This window comes from Flagellimonas sp. (assembly GCF_965233845.1).
Classification (GTDB): Bacteria; Bacteroidota; Bacteroidia; order Flavobacteriales; family Flavobacteriaceae; genus Flagellimonas.
The window spans coordinates 2190247-2214189 of the sequence record NZ_OZ247584.1; the positions used below are offsets into that span (position 1 = coordinate 2190247).

Annotated in this window: 20 protein-coding genes; 14 read left to right on the plus strand and 6 right to left on the minus strand. The window is 43.1% G+C overall.

Annotated elements, in window-relative coordinates; all coding sequences use genetic code 11:
* Positions 1-41: 41 nt before the first annotated feature.
* Positions 42-1955 carry a molecular chaperone DnaK gene (gene dnaK, locus ACO6S0_RS09550; protein ID WP_422351763.1) on the minus strand — a complete coding sequence of 638 codons (1914 nt, stop codon included), beginning with the start codon at positions 1953-1955 and terminating at the stop codon, positions 42-44.
* Positions 1956-2236: 281 nt separating this feature from the next.
* Here dnaK and ACO6S0_RS09555 point away from each other — a divergent pair, with 281 nt between their 5' ends.
* From ACO6S0_RS09555 to ACO6S0_RS09585, 7 genes are all read left to right on the plus strand, one after another.
* Positions 2237-3661 (plus strand): L-serine ammonia-lyase, encoded by a 1425-nt coding sequence (locus ACO6S0_RS09555; protein WP_422351764.1) that lies wholly within the window; start codon positions 2237-2239, stop codon positions 3659-3661.
* A 35-nt stretch (positions 3662-3696) separates the two neighbouring features.
* Positions 3697-4110 (plus strand): hypothetical protein, encoded by a 414-nt coding sequence (locus ACO6S0_RS09560; RefSeq protein ID WP_422351765.1) that lies wholly within the window; start codon positions 3697-3699, stop codon positions 4108-4110.
* A 2-nt stretch (positions 4111-4112) separates the two neighbouring features.
* Positions 4113-5045, plus strand: a complete 933-nt coding sequence (locus ACO6S0_RS09565) for an FAD:protein FMN transferase (protein WP_422351766.1) — start codon at positions 4113-4115, stop codon at positions 5043-5045.
* On the plus strand, positions 5026-5250 hold the full coding sequence (locus ACO6S0_RS09570) for a DUF4266 domain-containing protein (protein ID WP_422351767.1): 225 nt from the start codon (positions 5026-5028) through the stop codon (positions 5248-5250). The genes ACO6S0_RS09565 and ACO6S0_RS09570 overlap by 20 nt, the downstream gene beginning before the upstream one ends.
* 57 nt (positions 5251-5307) lie before the next feature.
* Positions 5308-6483 carry a DUF3570 domain-containing protein gene (locus ACO6S0_RS09575; RefSeq protein WP_422351768.1) on the plus strand — a complete coding sequence of 392 codons (1176 nt, stop codon included), beginning with the start codon at positions 5308-5310 and terminating at the stop codon, positions 6481-6483.
* A 262-nt stretch (positions 6484-6745) separates the two neighbouring features.
* Positions 6746-8476: a hypothetical protein gene (locus ACO6S0_RS09580; protein ID WP_422351769.1), complete on the plus strand. Its 1731-nt coding sequence runs from the start codon at positions 6746-6748 to the stop codon at positions 8474-8476.
* Positions 8477-8486: 10 nt separating this feature from the next.
* Positions 8487-9155, plus strand: coding sequence for an SCO family protein (locus tag ACO6S0_RS09585; protein ID WP_422351770.1), 669 nt, complete (start codon positions 8487-8489; stop codon positions 9153-9155).
* 24 nt (positions 9156-9179) lie between these two features.
* Here ACO6S0_RS09585 and ACO6S0_RS09590 read toward each other — a convergent pair whose 3' ends face one another.
* Positions 9180-9662 (minus strand): nuclear transport factor 2 family protein, encoded by a 483-nt coding sequence (locus ACO6S0_RS09590; RefSeq protein WP_422351771.1) that lies wholly within the window; start codon positions 9660-9662, stop codon positions 9180-9182.
* 71 nt (positions 9663-9733) lie between these two features.
* Here ACO6S0_RS09590 and panB point away from each other — a divergent pair, with 71 nt between their 5' ends.
* Positions 9734-10552, plus strand: coding sequence for a 3-methyl-2-oxobutanoate hydroxymethyltransferase (gene panB, locus ACO6S0_RS09595; RefSeq protein ID WP_422351772.1), 819 nt, complete (start codon positions 9734-9736; stop codon positions 10550-10552).
* Between the two features lie 90 nt (positions 10553-10642).
* A complete protein-coding gene (locus tag ACO6S0_RS09600) occupies positions 10643-11284 on the plus strand; it encodes an RluA family pseudouridine synthase (protein ID WP_422351814.1) in 642 nt (213 codons plus the stop codon).
* Here ACO6S0_RS09600 and ACO6S0_RS09605 read toward each other — a convergent pair.
* A complete protein-coding gene (locus ACO6S0_RS09605; RefSeq protein WP_422351773.1) occupies positions 11274-12818 on the minus strand; it encodes a hypothetical protein in 1545 nt (514 codons plus the stop codon). The two genes, ACO6S0_RS09600 and ACO6S0_RS09605, sit on opposite strands and share 11 nt — an antisense overlap.
* A 146-nt stretch (positions 12819-12964) precedes the next feature.
* Between ACO6S0_RS09605 and ACO6S0_RS09610 the strand changes: the two genes are divergently transcribed.
* Together ACO6S0_RS09610 and leuB are read left to right on the plus strand one after the other, a co-directional pair.
* Positions 12965-14137, plus strand: a complete 1173-nt coding sequence (locus tag ACO6S0_RS09610) for a 2-isopropylmalate synthase (RefSeq protein WP_422351774.1) — start codon at positions 12965-12967, stop codon at positions 14135-14137.
* A 26-nt stretch (positions 14138-14163) separates the two neighbouring features.
* A complete protein-coding gene (gene leuB, locus ACO6S0_RS09615) occupies positions 14164-15282 on the plus strand; it encodes a 3-isopropylmalate dehydrogenase (RefSeq protein WP_422351775.1) in 1119 nt (372 codons plus the stop codon).
* Here leuB and ACO6S0_RS09620 read toward each other — a convergent pair.
* Positions 15275-16516 carry a peroxiredoxin family protein gene (locus tag ACO6S0_RS09620; RefSeq protein WP_422351776.1) on the minus strand — a complete coding sequence of 414 codons (1242 nt, stop codon included), beginning with the start codon at positions 16514-16516 and terminating at the stop codon, positions 15275-15277. The two genes, leuB and ACO6S0_RS09620, sit on opposite strands and share 8 nt — an antisense overlap.
* Before the next feature lie 129 nt (positions 16517-16645).
* Between ACO6S0_RS09620 and pheT the strand changes: the two genes are divergently transcribed.
* On the plus strand, positions 16646-19066 hold the full coding sequence (gene pheT / locus ACO6S0_RS09625; RefSeq protein WP_422351777.1) for a phenylalanine--tRNA ligase subunit beta: 2421 nt from the start codon (positions 16646-16648) through the stop codon (positions 19064-19066).
* On the opposite strand, the gene ACO6S0_RS09630 is transcribed toward pheT, so the two are convergent.
* On the minus strand, positions 19058-19609 hold the full coding sequence (locus ACO6S0_RS09630; RefSeq protein ID WP_422351778.1) for a fasciclin domain-containing protein: 552 nt from the start codon (positions 19607-19609) through the stop codon (positions 19058-19060). The genes pheT and ACO6S0_RS09630 overlap by 9 nt on opposite strands.
* 224 nt (positions 19610-19833) lie before the next feature.
* Between ACO6S0_RS09630 and ACO6S0_RS09635 the strand changes: the two genes are divergently transcribed.
* The gene (locus ACO6S0_RS09635; RefSeq protein ID WP_422351779.1) at positions 19834-20553 is read left to right on the plus strand and encodes a hypothetical protein; all 720 of its coding nucleotides are present in this window, start codon (positions 19834-19836) and stop codon (positions 20551-20553) included.
* Here the strand turns inward: ACO6S0_RS09635 and ACO6S0_RS09640 are convergent, their stop codons facing one another.
* Positions 20554-22185, minus strand: coding sequence for an ABC-F family ATP-binding cassette domain-containing protein (locus ACO6S0_RS09640; RefSeq protein ID WP_422351780.1), 1632 nt, complete (start codon positions 22183-22185; stop codon positions 20554-20556).
* A gap of 171 nt (positions 22186-22356) precedes the next feature.
* Between ACO6S0_RS09640 and ACO6S0_RS09645 the strand changes: the two genes are divergently transcribed.
* Positions 22357-23742 (plus strand): TlpA family protein disulfide reductase, encoded by a 1386-nt coding sequence (locus tag ACO6S0_RS09645; protein ID WP_422351781.1) that lies wholly within the window; start codon positions 22357-22359, stop codon positions 23740-23742.
* Positions 23743-23943 lie beyond the last annotated feature (201 nt).

Genomic DNA, 23943 nt, shown 5'->3' on the forward strand with positions numbered 1-23943 from the left:
CCCGCTTTTAGCGGGCTTTTATATTTTGGACATAATGTCTCTTATTTGACTTCTTCGAAGTCTACGTCTTCAACGTTATCTCCTTCTGCTGAATCACTTGCTCCAGCATCACCAGCTGCAGCATCTGCAGCACCATTGGCTTGGGCAGCTTCGGCCTGGGCTTTGTACATCTCTTCAGACGCCACTTTCCACGCTTCATTGATTTTCTCCAAAGCGGGTTCAATAACCACTACATCTTTGGTCTCATACGCTTTCTTCAGCTCTTCCAAAGCTTCCTCGATTGGCTTTTTCTTGTCATCCGAAAGCTTATCCCCAAACTCCTTCAATTGCTTTTCTGTTTGGAAAATCATTCCATCGGCCTCGTTCAACTTATCCGCTTTTTCTTTGGCCGCCTTATCCGCTTCCGCATTGGCTTCTGCCTCTGCTTTCATCTTTTCGATTTCCTCCTCGGTCAAACCTGAAGAAGCTTCAATTCGGATATCTTGTGTTTTGTTTGTGGCCTTATCCGTTGCGGAAACCTTGATGATTCCGTTCGCATCGATGTCAAAAGTCACTTCAATTTGAGGTGTACCTCTTGGTGCGGGTGGAATCCCATCCAAATGGAATCTACCAATGGTTTTATTATCCGCTGCCATGGGGCGCTCTCCTTGCAGTACATGAATCTCAACCGAAGGTTGATTGTCAGCTGCTGTAGAGAATACCTGCGATTTTTTGGTCGGGATTGTGGTGTTTGCCTCAATCAATTTGGTAAACACGCTTCCCATGGTTTCGATACCCAAAGAAAGTGGGGTAACATCCAAAAGAAGTACATCTTTCACATCTCCCGTCAACACACCTCCTTGGATTGCAGCACCTACGGCCACAACCTCATCCGGGTTAACCCCTTTGGAAGGTTTTTTTCCGAAGAACTTCTCCACAGCTTCCTGCACGGCAGGAATTCTTGTAGATCCCCCTACCAAGATAATTTCATCGATGTCGCTTTTGGAAAGTCCAGCACTCTTTAGTGCGGCCTCACATGGTTCTATGGTTCTCTTCACCAAATCTCCAATCAATTGCTCAAACTTGGCTCTACTCAACGTTCTTACCAAGTGCTTTGGGCCTGATGCTGTAGCTGTTACATAAGGCAAGTTGATTTCGGTTTGGGCAGAAGACGACAATTCAATCTTTGCCTTCTCCGCAGCCTCGCGCAAACGCTGTAGCGCCATGGCATCTTCCCGTAAATCAAGTCCTTCGTCATTTTTAAACTCTTCGGCCAACCAGTCAATGATTTTTTGGTCCACGTCATCACCTCCCAAGTGGGTATCTCCATCGGTAGCCAATACTTCAAAAACACCATCGCCCAATTCCAAGATGGAAACATCGTGCGTACCGCCACCAAAATCGAACACTACGATCTTTTGGTCAGTATCTTTTTTATCAAGCCCATATGCCAAGGAAGCTGCAGTTGGCTCATTGATGATTCGCTCCACAGTTAAACCGGCAATTTCTCCAGCTTCTTTGGTGGCCTGACGTTGGGAGTCATTAAAGTATGCTGGTACGGTGATCACCGCCCTGGTCACATCCTGTCCCAAATAATCCTCAGCCGTTTTCTTCATTTTCTGAAGGATCATTGCTGAAAGTTCTTGTGGCGTGTACAAACGACCGTCAATATCTACCCTTGGGGTATCATTGTCACCTTTTTGTACTTTATACGGTACTCTGTCAGCCTCTTTTTTGGATTCTGAGAATTTATTTCCCATAAATCGCTTGATAGAGTAAATTGTTTTATGAGGATTGGTAACCGCCTGACGCTTGGCCGGGTCTCCAACCTTGATCTCTCCGCCTTCCACGAATGCAATGACGGATGGGGTAGTTCTTTTCCCCTCTGCATTGGGGATTACCACGGGCTCATTACCCTCCATTACAGAGACGCAGGAGTTGGTCGTACCCAAGTCTATACCTATAATTTTGCTCATTTTATTTAAAGTTATATCTGTTGAAAATTCATTTTTGTCTCGCTCTTGAAGTGACAATGATTATGCCATGCGTTGGAATATGACAAGGTGTCAGACATAAGGGGACTAAATTCACGGTAAAGGGCATTGGGTGCTTGGTGTTTAGCGTTTGGTGCTTGGTGTTCGGAGTTTGGGGTTCGGAGTTTGGGGTTTCTCGCTTAATTCCAAATTCATCAATAAGTAATCATTTCCCTTATAAATTGTACTTGCGCTCTTCTTATATTTGGGAAAATAATTTGCCTGTGGAATGCATTAGCGTTTTTGACATGCTTAAAATCGGTGTGGGACCATCCAGCTCCCATACACTTGGGCCCTGGAGGGCTTCGGAACGCTGGATTCAAGAGCTTAGGGAACAACAGATTTTTGATGCCGTTTCCGGGATTAAAGTCTATCTCTATGGTTCATTATCCTTGACCGGCAAAGGACATGCCACTAACATTGCCGTAGTTATGGGTTTGTTGGGCAGCGACCCAGAAACTGTTCCAACCGCAAGCATTAATGGAACAATTGAAGAAGTAAAAAAAACGGGGCAACTGAATTTGGGAGGTCAGCACCAAATTCCTTTTTCTTTTTCGGACGACATTGTTTTTAAAAGGGAATTTCTTCCTTTTCATGCCAACGGGATGCGATTTGAAGCAAAGCTCCTCGATGGGCAAAGTCATTCAGAAACCTATTATTCCATAGGAGGCGGTTTTGTGGTCAAAGAGGATCTTGGACATTCTAAAGAAAATAAAGCAACTTTCAAAGCATTTCCCTGTCCTATTAAAACGGGAGATGAACTCTTGTCCTATTGCGCTTCAAAAAAAGCATCCATCTCCGAAGTTGTGCTAGAAAATGAGCTTTCGCTAAGGCCATCTGAGGAAATAGATACTGAATTGCAGCGTATTTGGGACACCATGCTGGAATGCATGTATTTGGGATGCCACACCCAAGGCACGCTCCCTGGAGGCCTCAATGTACGGCGAAGGGCTTTTGAAATGCATCAAAAATTGAAGGGGGAGCTCCCCTACTCCAGTCCTCAAGAATGGTTGGAGGTGATCCGTAACACGGAGGTTAAATTTAGGCAGATTTTGAAATGGGTAAGCTGCTTTGCCCTGAGCGTGAACGAAGTCAATGCATCGTTGGGCCGAGTGGTTACCGCACCCACCAATGGAAGCGCGGGGGTCATACCCTCGGTTTTGATGTACTACATGGTCATTGAAAACCATTCGGCGAATTTTGAGCACATTAAAAAGTTTTTGTTGGTGGCAGGTGAGATTGGCAGTATATTTAAAAAAGGTGCAACCATATCAGCGGCCATGGGAGGGTGCCAAGCTGAAATTGGGGTATCCTCGGCCATGGCGGCCGGTGCTCTGACCGAACTATTGGGGGGCACTCCCGAACAAGTTTTGGTTGCCGCTGAAATTGCCATGGAGCATCATTTAGGGCTTACGTGTGATCCTATAGGGGGGCTGGTACAGGTACCGTGCATAGAACGGAATTCCATGGGGGCAATCAAGGCTATCAATGCTGCGGAGTTGGCTTTGGAAACCGACCCCAAGGATGCCAAAGTGCCTTTGGACAAAGTGATCAGTACCATGTGGGAAACCGCAAAAGATATGAACACCAAGTATAAAGAGACTTCGGAAGGAGGACTGGCTGTTGGCGTCTTTTTAAGTGATTGTTAAACCAAAATATTCAATACATAATTCAATCGAAATCCATGGCAACCTCAAGATTTTTTTCGTTCGGACTTGTAACGCTTGTTTTTCTATTGCTTGCTTTCAGCCCAAACAAGGAGGTGGAAAGTGGGTATCGCCTTATCCTTTTTGAAGGATCTGATTGGTGCGTGAACTGTATTCGTCTCGAAAGAAATGTGTTGAGCAATACGGACTTCATCAACTATGCAGAAAAACATGGTATCCGTATTGAACGCATCGATTTTCCGCAACGAAAACAACTGGACGAGGCCACCCAGCAATACAATGCCGAAATGGCGGAGAAGTATAACTTTCAGGGCATTTTCCCCACCCTCATTTTAGAAAAAACCGATACCAAGGAAACCCAAACCTTGGAGTATCTGGACCAAAGTTGTTCCGATTTTATTGCCCAACTATCATCAAACCTCAACCCATAGGTATGCAACGCCACAAGAGACAACAAAAATTAATGGGCTGTTCTTTTGAGTTGGGCGTGGTACTGGATGATGAAGTCAAGGCCCATAGATTATTGGAAGAAGGCGTCAAGGAAATCCAACGCATTGAGGATTTGTTGTCCGAGTTTAAAAGGGATTCCATTATTACCGACATCAACACAAACGCATACGAAACACCTGTTCAAGTACATCCGGAGGTCATGGAGCTGTTGAAACGTTGCCAACAGATTTCCAGACTCTCCCAAGGATATTTCGATATCTCCGTAGGGCCATTAAAAAAGCTATATCAGTTTAAGAATGCAGAGTTCACCTTACCTAGTAAAAAGGACATTCAAAGGGTCAAAAATCGAGTGGGATATGACAAAATCCAACTGGATGCAGCCTCCGGTTCCGTCCGTTTGAAACAAGAAAACATGCACCTCAGTATGGCGGCCATTGGAAAAGGCTATGCCGCGGATAGGGTAAAACAAATTTGGAAAAATCACAAATTGTCAGGAGGCTATATTGATGCCAGCGGCGATTTAACAGCTTTTGGAACCGACGAAAACAGACAAGCCTGGAAGATTGGTATTGCCAATCCGGATAATCGAGGTCAAACCCTTTTCCATATTCCATTGAACAATGCTTCCGTGGCCACTTCAGGGGACTATGAACAACATTTTATGCACAAAGGGGTCCGCTATTCCCATAATATCAATCCTAAAACCGGTCTACCGGTAACCGGAATCAAAAGTGTTTCCATTTTTTCCCCTAGTGCAGAACTCTCAGATGCACTTGCTACGGCGGTATATGCCATGGGTGTTGACAAAGGGCTTTCCTTTTTGAATCAACTCCCCCAAACCCACGGTATTCTTGTGGATGATCAAAACAAGGTGTTTTTTACCAAGCAATTACAATATGAACCAATTCCTGCCTAAGATTTTAGCCTTTTGCCTGCTGTTGGCGAGCTTGGAATCCTGTTCCACAGCCTTAAAACCCTATGAAAGACAATATATAAACGACCCTGAAATGTCCATGACCGGATTCAGTGCCAATAAATTTCAACATTACGCTCATGCCATCAGGGAAGGTTCCATTACCGCTGAAGGCAAAAAAGGCAGTGGGGGCTGCGGTTGCAATTAGGGTTAAAGGATGAACAAACGCACTTTACTTGTTGGCAGCCTTGCATTTTCCCTATTAATGGCGAAAGCACAGCATAGGAGCAAATCTGAATTTAAGGTAAAGGAGACCGAAGTGGAGCTGCTGTACAACCACTATCTTCAAAATGGGGACAACTCTGCCGTTACCGGTGGAGAGGGAACGGAACGCTTGACGGTGTACGGGCCTTCTTTTAACCTTAAAAAGAAACTGGGTAAAAACGGAATTAATTTTCAGCTTGGTGCCGATATTATTTCTTCAGCTTCCACAGATAACATAGACCGAATCAAGTCTTCTGCTTCGCGATTGGATGCCCGTAGCTATACCAGTCTACACTATTCCCGCTATCTGGAAAAGAGCAAAATGACCTTAAGTGCTGGAGTTAGTGGCTCCATAGAGTCGGATTACTTTTCGATTGGAAAGCATTTGGGTATGACCAAAACTTCCCAAAATGATATGCAAACATATTCGGCGGAGCTCCAGATTTTTAATGACGATTTACGTTGGGGAAGACTCGATGACGGATTTTTGTCGGAGCCCCAATTTTTAATTTACCCCGTTGAGCTTAGGTTTCAGGAATGGTATGATGAGTACCGACGGGATTCCTACAACCTAAACCTCGGATTTACCCAAGTATTGGATAAAAGAAACACCATCGGTATATTTTCAGTGCTTAGTTTGCAAAAAGGACTATTGGCCACGCCCTTTCACAGGATTTTCTTTTCCGATAATTCAAGAGGGGTCGAACAGTTTCCAGATGAAAGGCGGAAGTTGGCGGTTTCTCTTCGATGGAATCGGTTTACCACCGGGGGAGTCATTTTAAAAAACAAAGTGGGGCTATATACCGATGATTTTGGAATACTGGGACTTACCTTGGACAATGAAACCGCCATTAAGCTAGGTCCTAAATGGACATTACTCCCTAGCCTTAGATACTACACGCAAAAAGAATCCAAGTTTTTTGCCCCAAAAGGTGAACATGACCCTGCAGAAGAATTTTACACCTCGGATTATGACCTGTCTGATATTAATTCCATTACCGTGGGCATGGGGTGGCGACATTGGCCCGCTTCGCGTAAAAATAAGGGTTTGCATAATTTTTCGTTTCGATATTTCTTTTATTCACGTTCCAATGGGTTACGGGCGCATACCGTTTCCACCTCCTTTAATTTTCTGAAAAAACGCAAGGGAAGAGCAAGAAAAAACAAGTTGAAATAGGTTAGGGCAAAGGAGAGTTTTCCAACAAAACTTACCCATTATACTTCAGGAAGTGCCATTTACACAGTTACTGGGCAACCATCTCTTTTTTTTAGTAACTTGTATTTTATTCCAAATCAGCCCTTTACAGTTGTTTTATTAGTATACCGAAATAACTGTCAGTTCTTCCCATGGGTTGCATTCAAAAACAATGGCCAACACCAATTTGAATTTGGAAATGTAGATTTTGAATAGATTCTATTTAACAGTAACAACTAACACTATGAAAACTAAATTAGGTCTCGCCCTTATTGCGCTGGGATTGCTTACAATGGTCCATTTTTGGACTAAAAATGGTTCTACAGGAACATCAAACAACTATCAAAAAGCTTCTTTTAGCTTTATTAAATGCACCCCTACTACGTACCTACTTGATGCGATTGACAGTACACAGCAGATTTCGCCTCTTTTTGAAAATCTTGGGGAACTGACTTACAAAATCACTACGCAAAATGAACGTGCACAAACCTTTTTTAACCAAGGGCTACGATTGACATACGCCTTCAATCATGCCGAAGCGCACCGATCCTTCATGGAGGCATCGCGATTGGATCCAACATCTGCCATGACCTACTGGGGCCAGGCCTATGCATTGGGACCGAACATCAATGACCCCTTGCCCCCAGAAGAACGAAAAATAAAAACCAACGAGGCTCTTGCCAAGGCTAAAAAATTTGCGGCCAACGCTACGGCAAAAGAAAAGGCTCTCATCAATGCCTTAACGGCCAGATACAGTGAGGATTTATCCAAGGATGTTGCCGAACTCAACATGGCATATATGCATGAAATGGCCAAAGTGCAGCAGCAATTTCCAGAAGATGCAGAGGTACAGGTACTATATGCCGCCTCAGTCATGAACACCGTACCTTGGAACTATTGGGACGATAATGGGAATCCCTCACCCAACATTCCAGAAGCCAAGGCCGCCTTGGAAAAAGCAATAGAAATAAATCCGGACAATCCTGGAGCCCATCATTATTATATCCATATGGTAGAGTTGCCAAAACCTGACTTGGCCGTGGCCAGCGCGGATAGGCTTGGAGGACTCATGCCAGCCGCAGGCCATATCGTACATATGCCATCGCATATATACATTCGTGTTGGGCGATATTTGGATGCAGTAAAGTCCAACCAAGCCGCTATTTTGGCCGATGAGGATTATATTTCCCAATGCTATTCCCAGGGATTATATCCGCTGGGGTATTATCCGCATAACATTCATTTTCTATGGTCTGCAGCCAGCTTATTGGGGGACAGTGAAATTGCCATTGACGCAGCCAAAAAAACCGCAGAGAAAGTTCCAACAGGAGAGTTGATCAATCTTCCTTTTTTGCAGGACTTTGCCTCTACCCCATTGCTCGCCTACACAAGATTTGGCAAATGGAACGAGATTTTGACCATACCAGCTCCCAATCCTGAAATCAAACACCTCAACCTTATCCGCCACTATGCCCGCGGAATGGCATTTGTCCGTAAAGGAAACAGTAAGGAAGCCCAAGAGGAATTGGAGGCCATTGCCGCTCTCAAAAATGATCCTGCCCTTGAAGATCTAGTGGCCACTGCCCATAATCCCTCCATCAATTCAGCAAACATTGCCTATGAAGTGGTGGCTGGCGAGTTGGCAGCTTTGAATGGGGATATCACCAAAGCCATTTCACATCTGGAAAACGCGGTGGAATTTGAAGATGGATTGACCTATACAGAGCCTGCCGCTTGGCATATTCCAACACGTCAAAACCTGGGAGCCACTCTTATGGCAGCCAAAAAGTATGCGGAAGCAGAGAAAGTCTATCGCGAGGATTTAAAAGTCTTAAGGCAAAACGGTTGGTCCTTAATGGGCTTGCACAATAGCTTAAAGGCACAAGGTAAAATGGAAGAAGCGGCCAAAATAAAACAAGAATTTGATCAGGCCTGGGCCCATTCAGATATACAAATTGAAAACTCCACCCTATAGCAAATAGCCTATGAAATTTTCCAAATGGCTCAACCAATCCAAGGTACCAATAGCAGTTATCGCTGTTGGTACCCTAATGGTTGTTTACCTGTTTCCGAATCAGAAAAAGGAGCTGCCCATTTTTGGTCCGCAGGATTTTAACCCTGAGTTGGTGGATGTAGAACTCCAAAACACCAAGGTACTGCATACGGTTACGGACTTTAGTCTGCTAAATCAGGATGGAGAAATTATCACCCAGAACAACTATAAGGACAAAATCTATGTCACCGATTTCTTTTTCACCCGCTGTCCCAGCATATGTCCCATAATGTCCAACAATATGCAAAAACTACAGCAGGAATTTTTGAATGAGGATGATGTAATGCTGCTATCCATGTCGGTAACCCCCGAAATGGACAGTGTTCCCGTTTTAAAAGAGTATGCCCGTAGAAATGGCGTGTTTAAGTCCAAGTGGAACATTGCCACCGGAGACAAAAAACATATTTATGAATTGGCGCGCAAAAGCTATTTTGCCACGGTCGATTATGGAGATGGCGGACTCCAAGACTTTATCCACACCCCAAACTTTGTGCTGGTAGATCAAAAAAAACAGATACGAGGTGTCTACAATGGAACTGATACCGATGATGTAAATCGGCTCATTGGTGACATTAAGTCATTGGTCTACCAAATAAACTGACGGGCAAGCTGACCTAAGCACTCCTTATTCTTCCATGCACCCTGCCCTACCGCGGGTATCAATGAGGTAAATAATTTTCCATTCGCCATCAAAGTTGACCAACTGAAAAGAGTTGATTCCGCAATGGCTGAATTCATTGTTTATCCAAAATTCATACCCCACCCAGGCATTGGCCATGGTCCGATCCACCTGAATGGAAAAAGAGGTTAATTTTTCCTGAAAGGAAATGCTGTCTGGAATACTCGTAATGGACGTGATGAATTTAGAAAACTCCTCAGTCCTGAATCTTGTTTTTCCCTCTTGATCGCGACCTGTGGTCTGCAAAACTATTTGATCGGCAACAGTTCCTTTGATTATTGTTGAGTCCTGCTTATGGAATCCATCAAAAAAAGTTTCTATAACCTTTTTAACGTCTTCCTTGTCATCATAACCAGAAGCATTTGGGCCTTGGGCAGAAAGATTGATAACTACAGATAAGGATAGTACAAGCGTAAATAGTGTTTTCATGGTTTTACGTTTTTTGATTGCTGTCCAATTTAAACAAATCTGCTTACATTTAGCTCCTAAAATCGAACGGAATGTCAGTCGCAAAAAAAGAATACAAGAGGGTCACGGTGAAATCCTTGATAGAAATGAAACAGGACGGGGAGAAGATTTCCATGCTCACCTCCTATGATTATTCGATGGCCAAAATTGTTGATGCCGCCCAGGTCGATGTCATTTTGGTGGGCGATTCCGCCAGCAACGTAATTGCTGGACATGAAACCACCTTACCCATCACCCTGGACCAGATGATTTATCATGCCAGCTCTGTGGTGCGCGCTGCCAAGCGTGCATTGGTGGTGGTAGATATTCCCTTTGGAAGTTATCAAAGTGACTCCAAGGAAGCCTTGCGTTCTGCTATCAGAATCATGAAAGAAAGCGGCGCGCATGCCGTAAAAGTAGAAGGAGGAGCAGAGATACGACAGTCCGTAATCCGTATTCTTGAGGCTGGAATCCCCGTAATGGGGCATTTGGGACTCACTCCACAATCCATTTATAAATTTGGAACCTATACGGTTCGTGCCAAGGAAGAGGAGGAAGCTAAAAAACTAAAAGAAGACGCTAAGATGCTGGAAGAATTGGGATGCTTTGGCATTGTTTTGGAAAAGATTCCAGCCAAATTGGCCCAAGAAGTAGCAGAAAGTGTTAGCATTCCAATTATCGGTATTGGTGCTGGCGGAGGCGTCGACGGCCAGGTGCTTGTTGTCCACGATTTACTCGGAATGACCCATGAGTTCAACCCGCGATTTTTAAGGCGTTATATGAATCTTTATGAAGACATGGGCAATGCCATTTCCCAATATGTGGATGACGTAAAAAGTAAGGATTTCCCCAACGAGAGTGAACAATATTGATTTAATCTTCAGTTTTCAATTATCAATTTTCAATCGTCTGATAAATCCACTCCATCCAATCTAAATGTCCTCTACGAGGACAACCACCTCATTGTGGTCAATAAAAGGGCCGGGGATATTGTCCAAGGAGATAAAACGGGAGATGTTCCCTTAAGTGAAGTGGTCAAAATGTATCTTAAGGACAAATACAATAAACCCGGGAATGTGTTTTTGGGTGTCGTTCACCGTTTGGACAGGCCCACCACGGGCATCGTGCTATTTGCCAAAACCTCCAAAGCCCTACCCCGACTCAACAAGTTATTTTCCGAAGGAAAAACCAAAAAGACCTATTGGGCCGTTGTTAAGGAAGCTCCAAAACAAGCATCAGCAGAATTGGTACATTGGCTGGTACGAAATCCCAAACAGAACAAATCCTATGCGTATCCCAAAGAAGTTCCCCAAAGCAAAAAGGCCATTTTGGAATACCAATTGCTCAAGCAGCTCAATTCCTATTCCCTGCTTGAGATCGATCTAAAAACCGGAAGGCACCATCAAATTCGAGCGCAATTGGCGGCTATGGGCTGCCATATTAAAGGGGATTTAAAATATGGTGCAGCCCGTAGCAATAAAAATGGCGGGATTCACCTGCATGCCAGAAGTTTGGAATTGGAGCATCCGGTAAAAAAAGAAAACATCAAATTACTGGCTCCGCCACCGGACGATCCCATTTGGAATGCGTGCATTAACGGGTAATGGCCAACGCCTTCTCTCGAATGACCTGGCCAACAGGTTTGTTCTGTAAATGACTTTCCAGCCACGACAAAATATCCAAGTATAGAAAGGCCCGTTTCTCATAGGGGTGGTTTTCATACCGTTTGAGCTCGTTATATAATTTTTGGAACTCATTTTTTAAATCACTGGGGTAGATTTCCCCAAGATTTCGCAGAAACTTGATCATTTCTTTTTGTACCGCATGTAGGTCGTTCATTTTAAGCAAGAACTTGTAGGTGCTCTTCAATTGCACCTCCAAATGATAGTCCATACCTGCCTCATAATGTGCTACCAAGCTTAATACCCTGGCGAAGCACATCAAATCCTCCCGCATTTTTAGATTCTTATTGGAAATGATTTTTTTGAGGTAAACAATGCAGTTCTTATGATCCCCAGTGCCAAAATACAGACAGGCAATTTTATAGTAGAGCAACATTATATGGTGCTCATCTATTCGTGGTCGGTGTTTTTTGATGCCGTACTCAATAATATTTACCAAATACAGTCCTTTTTCAAAGGTTCCTTCCAGAAAATGAAGGTTTAATTTATTGGAGTTGATATATAGAAAAGCGAGCGAGGCAATATTATCATTGCTTGGAAACCCTGAATGGTTTACCTGAGCCTCCAATCTTTCCAAGGTTCCCCTGAACTGGGATGCGTATTTGACAAAGAAGAGAGACTCCAAAAGGTAATGGTTTCCTTTAAGGAAAAACACAGGGTTTAAAGAAATCATTTCCTTGTTTTCATAAAAGAGATCCACCCATTTGCTGGCATATTTATAGGAGGATAAAAAGTCTTGCGTCAATAAACTATACCACAGATGTGCTTTGTACAGCCAAAGCTTTTCACGAAATCCTAACTGTTCTATATTATAGGAAGGCAATTGCGCCTCAAAATAGCTACGGACCTTCTGTAAATCCTCATCATTTCTTACGTAGCCCACCTTCAGCATCATTCCATAAAGTTGCAGGGAAAGGTTAGAGAGTTTACTGGTCATCACATTGTGTTCAGACAACTCTTTGGCCTGTTCGGCAAGCTCATTGGCCCTATCCGGGATACTACGAGTAATGTATTGGGTTTCAATTATTTTTTCCAGCTCCACAATTTCATAGGCCACATTTTTCTCTTCGTGCTCCATGGCCAAATTCTTGGCCTTGTCCAAAATTTTCAAACTCTGTTTGTACAAGCCTTTTTGATACAGAATGGTGGCAAAATCCAATTGCTCCCTAATTTGTACCCTAATATTCTGGTTTACAGGATTCAATCGTAGGCTCACCAAGATTTGTTTGTACAGGTGGGCTTTCAAATTGGAAAGCTGTGCTTTTTTTACGATTCCACTGTCCAAAATCTGTTTCTCATCATAGCTTTTCATTTTGTCCAACAAATTGAACAGTGCCAAAAACTTTGCATCCGTATTCACCCCAAGTCGACCCACATACAACTTAAACTGTCGCTTTTCAGATTTGGAAAGTGACTCGATCAACACAAACAAGGCATCCTTATGGGTATTTGTCATCGTAAAAATTATGCTTTAAACATTTGTAATTCAGACAATTAAACTTACTGAAATACAATTTAACGTTGTAATGGATTTTAGCAATTTATGGTTCTTGCCAAGCACTGAATTATCTTCGTGTATATTAGCAAAAACTGGCTTAGATAATGGGTAAAGATAAGGTACAAATTTTTGACACAACCCTTAGGGATGGAGAACAAGTTCCGGGTTGCAAATTGGATACAAAACAAAAGTTGGTCATTGCCGAGCGATTGGATGAATTGGGGGTGGACATTATTGAGGCAGGCTTTCCTATTTCAAGTCCGGGTGACTTTAATTCGGTTCATGAAATTGCCAAATTGGTGAAAAATGCAACCGTCTGTGGACTAACGCGAGCGGTTAAAAAAGATATTGAAGTGGCCGCAGAAGCCATAAAAATAGCCAAGCGCCCCAGAATACATACTGGGATTGGAACCTCGGATTCCCACATTCAGTTTAAATTCAATTCCACTCGTGAAAAAATCATAGAACGAGCTGTGGAAGCCGTTGCCTATGCCAAGTCCTTTGTGGAGGACGTGGAATTCTATGCGGAGGACGCTGGTAGAACCGATAACGAATATTTGGCCCAGGTCTGTGAGGCGGTCATAAAGGCCGGAGCTACGGTGTTGAACATTCCGGACACCACTGGTTACTGCTTGCCGGAAGAGTACGGGGCCAAAATGAAATACCTCAAGGAAAATGTCAAGGGTATTGATAAGGCCATTTTATCTTGTCATTGCCACAACGATTTAGGATTGGCCACCGCCAATTCCATTGCAGGTGTGATCAATGGAGCGCGGCAGATTGAATGTACCATCAACGGTATTGGAGAACGTGCCGGTAATACCTCTTTGGAAGAAGTGGTGATGATTTTAAGACAGCACCCGTATCTCAACTTGGATACCGATATCAATAGCCAGCTACTTTTGGATACGAGCCAAATGGTTTCCCAAAAAATGGGCATGCCGGTACAACCCAACAAAGCCATTGTGGGCTCCAACGCTTTTGCCCATAGCTCTGGAATTCACCAAGACGGGGTGATCAAACAAAGGGAAACCTATGAAATCATCGACCCAAAAGATGTGGGTGTGAGTGAATCTTCTATTGTTCTAACAGCTAGAAGTGGTCGTGCCGCATTGGCCTATAGAGCTAAAAATGTGGGTTACGAACTCACCAAATTGCAACTGGATGTTGTTTATGAGAATTTCCTAAAGTTTGCAGATCGCAAAAAGGAAATCTTGGATGAGGATATTCATGAGATCATAGACACTAGTGGAATTTCCATACAAAGCATGGCCTAGTTCCCATTGACACAAAATACCATTGCATGAACTTGAATATTGCTTTGCTGCCCGGAGATGGTATTGGCCCGGAAGTTTTGGCCCAAGCGGTGAAATGCCTGCAAGCCGTTGAGGAAACTTTCAATCACCAATTTATCTATAGGGAAGCCGCAGTAGGGGCCATTGCCATCGACAGAAAAGGAAGTCCCCTCCCAGATACCACCCTGAATCTTTGTAAAGAGGCTGATGCCGTTTTGTTCGGTGCCATTGGTGACCCCAAATATGACAATGATCCCAATGCCAAGGTACGTCCAGAACAGGGACTGTTGAAGTTAAGAAAAGAGCTCGGGCTTTTTGCCAACATTAGACCCGTTAAGGTTTTTCCATCCCTGATTCAAAATTCCCCTTTGAAGCAAGAAGTCATTGAAGGAACTGATTTTACCATTTACAGGGAATTGACCGGTGGCATCTATTTTGGGCAAAAACACTTGAATGAAGAGGGAACCGTTGCTTCGGATTTATGTGAATATTCCGAAAAGGAAATCAGTAGAATAGCCCATTTGGCATTTAAGGCCGCCAAAAACAGGCGCAATAAGCTCACCCTTGTGGATAAAGCAAACGTATTGGAATCTTCACGTCTATGGCGAAAGGTGGTGACCAGAATTGGTGAAAGTTATCCCGATGTGCAATTGGAATACATGTTCGTGGACAATGCTGCCATGCAGATAATTCTTAATCCTAGTCAGTTTGATGTGATTCTAACGGAAAATATGTTTGGGGATATTATTTCTGATGAAGGTAGTGTAATTGGTGGTTCCATTGGATTGTTGGCCTCAGCCTCTATTGGTGAGGACAACGCCATGTTTGAGCCTATTCATGGTTCGTATCCGCAAGCCAAGGGGCAGGATATTGCAAATCCAATTGCTTCTATCTTATCTGCTGCTATGTTGTTGGAGCACTTTGGACTTTTTGAAGAAGCCATGGCGGTACGGGAAGCTGTGGATAAATCCCTAAAAAAGGGTGTGGTTACACCAGACTTGGACTCCAAGAGTCAATATGGAACCAATCAGGTAGGAGATTTTGTGGCCGAAAACATCGTGGATAGTGGTGACGATTTCAACATGAACGATGAAAACATCGATTTAGGGAAATCTACCATCATTTAGCTGCGATTCCCTCTGCTTCCGTCAACTCCTTAACGGTTTCAAAAAATTCCTTTTTGAACAGCTCATATTTTTTTCCTGTGGCAGGGCCATTAAACCCCGTGTGTATCTTTTTCACGTTACCTTGTTTATTAATATAAATGGTAGTTGGATAGGATATCACATGATTGAGCATCGGTAATTTTTCATTTGCCTTTTGCTTACTCGATGTTCCATATTGGGCCAATAGTATTGGATAGTCCACTCCTGCCCTTTCCCGTAATCTGGTAATGCCTTCAAAGGCTTTTTCCTTGGTCTTTGCATACTCAAAAGCCAATGCCACAAATTCTATATCCATGTTGGGATTGTTCTTCAAAAAATCGACATAAAAACGGGTTTCATCCAAGCAATTGGGACACCAAGTCCCCATAATTTGTACCAATACAGGTTTGTTCTTGAAGCGTTCATCGGTTAAGCTCACCATGTTACCTTCCACATCTTCAAAGGAAAAATCAAACCGGTCATAGCCTTCCTTTAAAAAAGTCAGTTCGTCAGCATGCGTTAGCTCAAACGTATCGTTGCGTTTACCTTGGAACGGAGAGATAAAATGGTTGCCTGAATAAAAGGTTCCCTGCATGGTACTATCCACTACTTCGGCAGTAAATAGAAATACATGGGCACCGTCAAAAGCTGAAAGTTTTACGGTGGTGCCATTGATGGCCCCTTCCAAATATCTGTAATCCCCGGAATGCGTTCTAAAAGTTCCTGTGACCCTGTTTCCGGTCTGTTTAAATATTCCTTTACCAGGATATTGGTTGTCCTGCCCTAAATTAAAATAGGTTTCCCACACCCCCGAAACATCTATGGCGGGATTCTCAGTAACCTCAAAACGGTCGCGTTTTCCATACGCAGCATGGAAGGGAACTACCCGATTTAGACTTTCCTTGATAAAACTTCCCTGAATGCTGTTTTCGCTGTAGGTTCCTTTAATGTATCCTTCAAAAATGGGCATTTGAATTCGGATTACGCCATCTTTCATCTCAAATTCATCTACAACCACCACCTCTTCGGCGTTGTAGATTTCCATGATGTAAGAACCATCTTCATCTTTGGAAATGGAAAAATTAAAAGGTAGGGTCTCAGTTTCCGAAACATCCATAGCCCCCCACCAATCACCAAGTTTAAGGGGTATTTCCCTGCCCTTGCAAGACAACAACAATAAAAATATACTTAGGGTGACCAACCTAACTTTTCCCATACCTATTATAATTTGTATTAAATATCGGAATTCCCTTTCAAATCTTACACCCTATAGACTAAATCCTATCTTCATTTGTATTGAATGTCTTTCCCTATTTTTTATCTTTGTCCACTTTAAAATTGGGGTATGAAGATTTCTTACAACTGGTTGAAGCAGTTTTTGCAGATTGATTGGGAAGCGGCAAAAACCGGTGAATTGCTTACGGATTTGGGTCTTGAGGTGGAAGGTATCTCAAGTTTTGAATCTGTTAAGGGAGGTTTGAACGGAGTGGTTGTTGGCCATGTCCTCACCTGTGAAAAACACCCCAATGCCGATCGGCTAAAGGTGACTACTGTGGATGTAGGAGCAGAAACTCCCCTGAAAATTGTTTGCGGAGCGCCCAACGTAGCGGCTGGACAAAAAGTCCCAGTGGCCACCATAGGCACCACCCTATACACCAAAGAAGGTGAATCTTGGCAGATCAAGAAAGGGAAGATTCGCGGAGAGGAAAGCCATGGGATGATCTGTGCGGAAGATGAACTGGGATTAGGTGAGAGTCACTATGGCATCATGGTTCTTAGCGAAACTTTGCAACCTGGAACCCCTTGCGCGGAGGTATTCGATATTGAAAACGATGAAGTCTTTGAAATTGGTTTGACGCCCAACAGAGCTGATGCCATGAGCCATTTTGGGGTGGCCCGTGACCTTAAAGCAGGACTTGAACAACAGGAAATACAAAAAGGGCTTTTGACCCCTTCCACCAGTAATTTTTTAATTGACAACCGCTCGCTCAAAATTGATGTCGAGGTCATGGATAGCGACTTGGCACCCCGATATTGCGGTGTTACTATCAGCAATCTTATTGTCCAAGAATCCCCAGATTGGTTAAAAAACAGATTAAAGTCCATTGGTCTATCGCCCATAAACAATGTAGTGGATGTAACCAATTACGTGCTACATGAATTGGGTCAACCCCTACATGCTTTTGATGCAGCCAAAATCAAAGGCAGTAAAATTGAAGTAAAAACTTTACCTGCGGGTACCAAGTTCATCACCCTGGATGATGTGGAACGGGAACTTCACCAGGACGACCTTATGATCTGTGATAGCGACAATCCCATGTGTATTGCAGGTGTTTTTGGGGGAATCAATTCGGGGGTTACCGAGCATACTTCAGCAATCTTTTTGGAAAGTGCCTATTTTAATCCGGTTTCCATTAGAAAGTCGGCCAAGCGCCATGGTCTAAATACCGATGCTTCCTTCCGATTTGAACGGGGAATCGATATCAACATGACTGAATACGCCCTTAAAAGAGCTGCCCTTCTGATCAAGGAAATTGCTGGCGGGGACATTAGTTCCGAAGTGGTTGACCTCTATCCCAAAAAAGTTCAGGAAAGACATGTGTTTCTCACCTTTGATAAAATCAATTCATTGATTGGTCAGGAAATTCCAAGAGATACCATCAAGTCCATATTATCTTCCTTGGAAATCAAGGTAAATAATGTTACCGAGTCAGGACTGGGACTTACCATTCCCAACTATAGGGTGGATGTGGAGCGTGAAGTTGATGTGATTGAAGAAATACTAAGAGTATACGGCTACAATAATATCGATTACAAGGAGAAGTTAACGGCTTCCATAGCCCAAACCTCCAAATTTGAAAATCACAGAATTCAAGATGTCGTAGCTGATATGTTGGCTGCCCAGGGTTTCTACGAAACCATGACCAACAGTTTGGTGGCTGCTGAAACCGAACAACGTTTGGAATCAGATACCAACTCAGTTGGCATGCTGAATCCATTGAGTGCGGATTTATCTGTGTTAAGAACCCAAATGTTGTCTTCTGGTCTACAAACCATCTCCTACAATATTAACCGACAGAAAAACCATTTACAGCTTTTTGAGTTTGGAAAGACCTATCATAAGGTTACCAATCAAAATCAAGAAAATCAACATCTATCTCTTTTTGTTACTGGTGAAAGAAATAGAAACAGTTGGGCTGTTGATTCCAGGACCACCGATTTTTTCTTTTTGAAGGGAACCCTGACTTCCATTTTTGAGCGTTTGGGCTTAAAGGATATCAAATCCGGCCCCACTAACGAAAAAGTACTCTCCGAAGGTTTGAGCTATAGTTGCGGCGGCATGCAGATTGCCTCTTTTGGGTTGGTTTCCAAAGGTATCTTGAAGGAATTTGACATCAAGCAGGAGGTATTCTACGCCGATTTGGATTGGGATGCCATTCTTGGTTTGATCAGCAACCAAAATGTAGTTTTCCAAGAAATTCCAAAATATCCTGAAGTCTCAAGGGATTTAGCCTTGTTGTTGGACGAAAAGATTTCATTCCAACAGGTCTACGACCTGGCATGGAATACGGAAAAGAAACTCCTTAAAACTGTCAATTTGTTTGATGTTTATTTAGGTAAAAAACTTCCCGAAGGGAAAAAGTCCTACGCGGTGAGCTTCACTCTTTTGGATGAAAAGAAGACCTTAACGGATAAGCAGATTGATAAAATCATGTCCAAGTTGATGACGCGTTACCAAAAGGAACTGGGCGCGGAACTAAGGTAGGGATCCCCAAGCGTGGGTTGGAACAATAACACTGTCTATTTCGTGGATTACCCGGTTACCTTGGCTCACATCAGCAGTGGTTATCCTGGCCGTGTTGCCCACAGAATCGGTTAACACAATATCATATCCATCCAAATGGGCTACCAGCTTTTTTCCCTGAATAGTGGTAAAACTGGCTTTGCCACTCCCCTTGCACATGGCTCTTAGAATTCGGGAAGCAGTTAGATGCCCCGCAACAATATGATAGCCCAAAAGGGATTTCAGTGCACTCTTGTCCTTCGAGTTCATCAATTCTTCTATTCTACCTTTTGAAAAACGCTCAAATGCAGCATCGGATGGTGCAAAAACAGTAAAAGGTCCTGCATTGTCCAATATGGCGTCCATTTTCGTGGCCTTTACGGCAGCAAAAAGAATCTTATGTTGTTCAGATTGGTGATTTTCCCCTATGGTTTCCTTATTAGCCAAAGTAGTTTCCTGAGCGGATACCCATGTGGAAGAGACAAGACACAGGCCAAGTAGGATTTTGGAAAAGGGGGTTTTCATAAACTTATAGTAATCTTTGGGGCTTTTTACTTGAAGGTGAAAAATCGTATGCTTTTACGTTCAAATACCAAAAACTTCAATAAGATACATTATTTTGACCAATTCTTGCTTTAAATAAGGGGTTGACGGGATATTTAACAAAATGTTAACATTGACGATTTTATTCCTTTTTTCCCATCCTTTTTTCAAATCATTAACTTTGAAGGAATTGCAGTGAAAAAAAGATGATTTTGCCTTCCACCAACATCCAGCAAAAACTAAGCAAGCTTCGGAATAAAGAAAGTTCCGGGGATGCCCTGCTGCAAGAAATTCAAAATTACTTGTCCAAGGAACAAATATTGGATGACAAGATTCAATATCAATTAAAACATAACCGGGAAAATGGTCCTAACCAATTCAATTTTGACCTGTTGGACACGGACCGAATATACCATCTGGAGCACATCAAAAAAATCTGTATTGATTATCGACTTCGGTTTTTGGACAGTCAATATTTCAAGGGCGAGTTACCGCAGGAAGCCCTAAACCAAATCAAAAAATTGGAGGCACAGCATCAAATCCAGTTGGGTGGATATAAAATAATGGCTCCTTCCAAATTATTCAAACTTAAGGATAAGGACGACCCCCTATTGTTTGTTCCCATGGGCAACAATTACTTTTATTTGGTGCACCAATGGGGCAACGACCTGCACCCGTTTAGGAAATGGTTGGTCTGGCCCTTTAAGGGCATGGTCAATCTGGTGCTGTTTACCTTGTTGTTGAGCTATTTCGTAACCCTCTTGGTTCCCAATGGGCTGTTCTCCAAAAACAATTCCACCGCGGAGTTCTGGATTATCTTCTTTTTTATGTTCAAATGGATAGCAGCCGTCGTCATTTTTTACGGCTTCGCTTTGGGGAAAAACTTCAACCCCGCTATTTGGAACAGCAAATACTTTAACGCTTGATTAAACAGTCTCCAAGGCATACATTTTATCCCGTTGTTCCTTGATGGACTTATCAGACATATAATCGTCAAAGCTCAAGTAGCGGTCAATGGTTCCCTTGGGGGTGATTTCTATGATCCTAGTGGCTACCGTATGTACAAATTCGTGGTCATGCGTGGTCAAAAGTACCGTACCCTTAAAATTCTTCAGGGAATTGTTAAAGGCTGTTATACTTTCCAAATCCAAGTGATTGGTAGGTTCGTCCAACAACAAAACGTTGGCTCTAAGCATCATCATACGGCTCAGCATACAACGTACCTTTTCCCCTCCAGATAGCACAGTACACTTCTTTAAGGCCTCTTCCCCACTGAACAACATTTTACCCAAAAATCCGCGGATGTAAACCTCCTCGCGCTCTTCTTCGGTCTTTGCCCATTGGCGCAGCCAATCCACCAAATTAATGTCTTCGTTAAAGAAGGAAGCGTTGTCCGCTGGCAAATAGGACTGGGTGGTAGTAACTCCCCACTGGTAGGATCCACCGTCTGCCTTACGCACGCCACTGATAATGTCATAGAAGGCCGTTGTTGCCCTTGAATCCCTGGAGATAATGGCCACCTTGTCCCCTTTGGCCAGATTAATGTTGACATCCTGGAACAGCAAATCCCCATCCTCTGAAGTAGCGGAAAGCTTTTCCACATTCAGAATCTGGTCTCCGGCTTCACGTTCCCTATCAAAAATGATGGCAGGATATCTCCTACTGGAAGGCTTGATATCTTCAATCTTCAGCTTGTCCAACATCTTTTTACGGGAGGTTGCCTGCTTGCTCTTGGCCACGTTGGCACTGAATCGTTGGATAAATTCTTGGAGTTCCTTGGCCTTCTCTTCCGCTTTTTTGTTCTGTTGGGCGCGTTGTCTTGCAGCTAACTGGCTACTTTGGTACCAAAATGTGTAGTTTCCGGAGAAAAGGTTGATCTTCCCAAAATCGATATCGGCAATACTGGTACAGACCGCATCCAAAAAGTGCCGGTCGTGAGACACCACAATGACTGTGTTGTCGTAGTTGGCCAAAAAGTTCTCCAACCAGTTAATGGTCTCATAATCCAAATCGTTGGTAGGCTCATCCATGATCAACACATCCGGGTTGCCAAAGAGCGCCTGTGCCAAGAGCACCCGAACCTTGAGCTTGGAATCCATATCGGCCATATTGGTATAATGCAGTTCTTCCGTAATACCCAGATTCGATAAAAGCGCCGCAGCATCACTATCGGCATTCCATCCGTTCATTTCTTCAAACTGTACCTGAAGCTCCCCAATCTTTTCAGCATTCTCATCGGAATAATCCGCATAAAGGGCATCTATCTCCTTCTTGATTTTGAAAAGGGGTTTATTGCCCATCACCACCGATTCCAAAACGGGAAATTCATCATAGGCATTGTGATCCTGCTCCAAGATGGACATTCGCTTTCCAGGCTCCAGGCTCACACTCCCAGATGTGGGCTCGTTCTGCCCGGACAAAATCCTTAGAAAAGTGGATTTCCCTGCCCCATTGGCGCCAATAATACCATAACAATTTCCATGGGTAAAGGTCACATTGACCTCATCAAACAACACCCTTTTTCCAAACTGTACCGATAGATTTGATACTGATAACATGCAACGATAAATTTTGCTGCAAAAGTAGCTAAAACCTATTCGTATTTCCAATTTAAAACGAGATTATTAAACTACACAAAAACAAGCTTTTACAACATTTAACTAGCCATTAACAAGCAATGGGTTCTGCTATACTTAATTTTGTTGGTCAAATGTGATTGTTTCCATTGTATGATTAGATTTTTACTCGGCCTCTCCCTTTTCTCGATTTTGGCGTGTACTGACAAATCAGGAGAATGTCCTACGGTCTTTTTTGGAGGGGAAATAGTGAATCCTACCAGCGAGTACGTTGTTCTCTACAGAAACGACACCTATATCGATTCTGCTAAATTGGACACCGGAAACCGCTTCTCCTTTAAACTTCAGGGTATAGAGGAAGGGCTCTACCATTTTGACCACAATCCGGAACTTCAATACTTGTATTTGCAAGAAGGCGATAGCATCCTCATTCGATTGAATACCATGGAGTTTGATGAATCCTTGGTATTTTCAGGTGAAGGGAGTGAAATCAACAATTTTTTGATCGAGATGTTCTTGGCCCATGAAAAGGAGGAACATGAAGTATATGGACTTTATCACCTACCCCCGGAGGATTTCCGCTCTAAGATGGATTCGCTACAGGCTGCCAAACTGGAACATTTGAACGAACTTGTTGCAGAAAACCAATTGTCCGAAAAGGCCATCAACTTGGCCAAGGCCTCAGTTAATTTCCAAAGTTACACCCATAGGGAAGCTTATCCGTTTTACCACAAGAAGAAAACAGGAAAAGAGGAATTCCCCGATCTACCGGATGGCTTTTATGCGTACCGTAAAACCGTAAATCTAAATGACAGGGAACTGGCATATTTCAGACCTTATTTTGATTATATCAAATACCATTTTGGAAATCTTACCTATATGGCCTGCATGGAGGATTGTGGTATCATGGAAAAACCTGAAATTGGCCGGTTGCACTATAACAAGCACAAGCTGAGCTTGGTGGATAGTTTGGTGGATGACAATGAACTCAGAAATTTATTGTTCAGGAATATTGCCATGGATTATCTGCTTCGGGAGCATACAGCCAGTCAAGAGTGCCAAATATTTATTGATAAGTTCCGCAAACTCTCTTCCAGTGACGAGCACAAACAGGAAATTGATGACCTTTACGATGGCATCCAAAAACTACAGCCAAACAAGGAGCTTCCCGATATCTCCATTGTTGATGCAAATAACGAACCTGTATCCATTAAGGAAATAGCAAAAGATGGGAAAACCATTTTTTACTTCTGGACGGGATCGCAAAAAAAGCACCTGAAAAATGTCATTAAGTACGTGGCCAAGTACCAAGAGAAGCATCCGGAGTACCGATTTGTGGGCATCAATGTAAAAACGGGCTACACCCAATGGCAAAACTTATTGGAAGAGTACAATCTGGACAAAGCCAATCAATATCATGGTGCCAACTTTGAAGAAATCCAGACGACCATGATCTTGGATGATCTGTATAAATGTGTGATCACCGAGGACAATGTAATTGTGAATGCCTTCGCCAATTTAAAAAAGCCCCAAATATAAATTCAGGGCTTTTCCAAAATCAATTTTCTTTTTGCTTATCCTACCAAGTTCCACTTAGGACTCTTTGTACTATATGTCAAAATCAATATCGTAAATTAATGTCTCCTCGAGCGCCGTGTCTGCCGACAGACATGGCACTCGACCTGACGCTTTTGCAACTCGATAAAATCGATTCTTATTTCTTATGGAGAACTTAGGTTG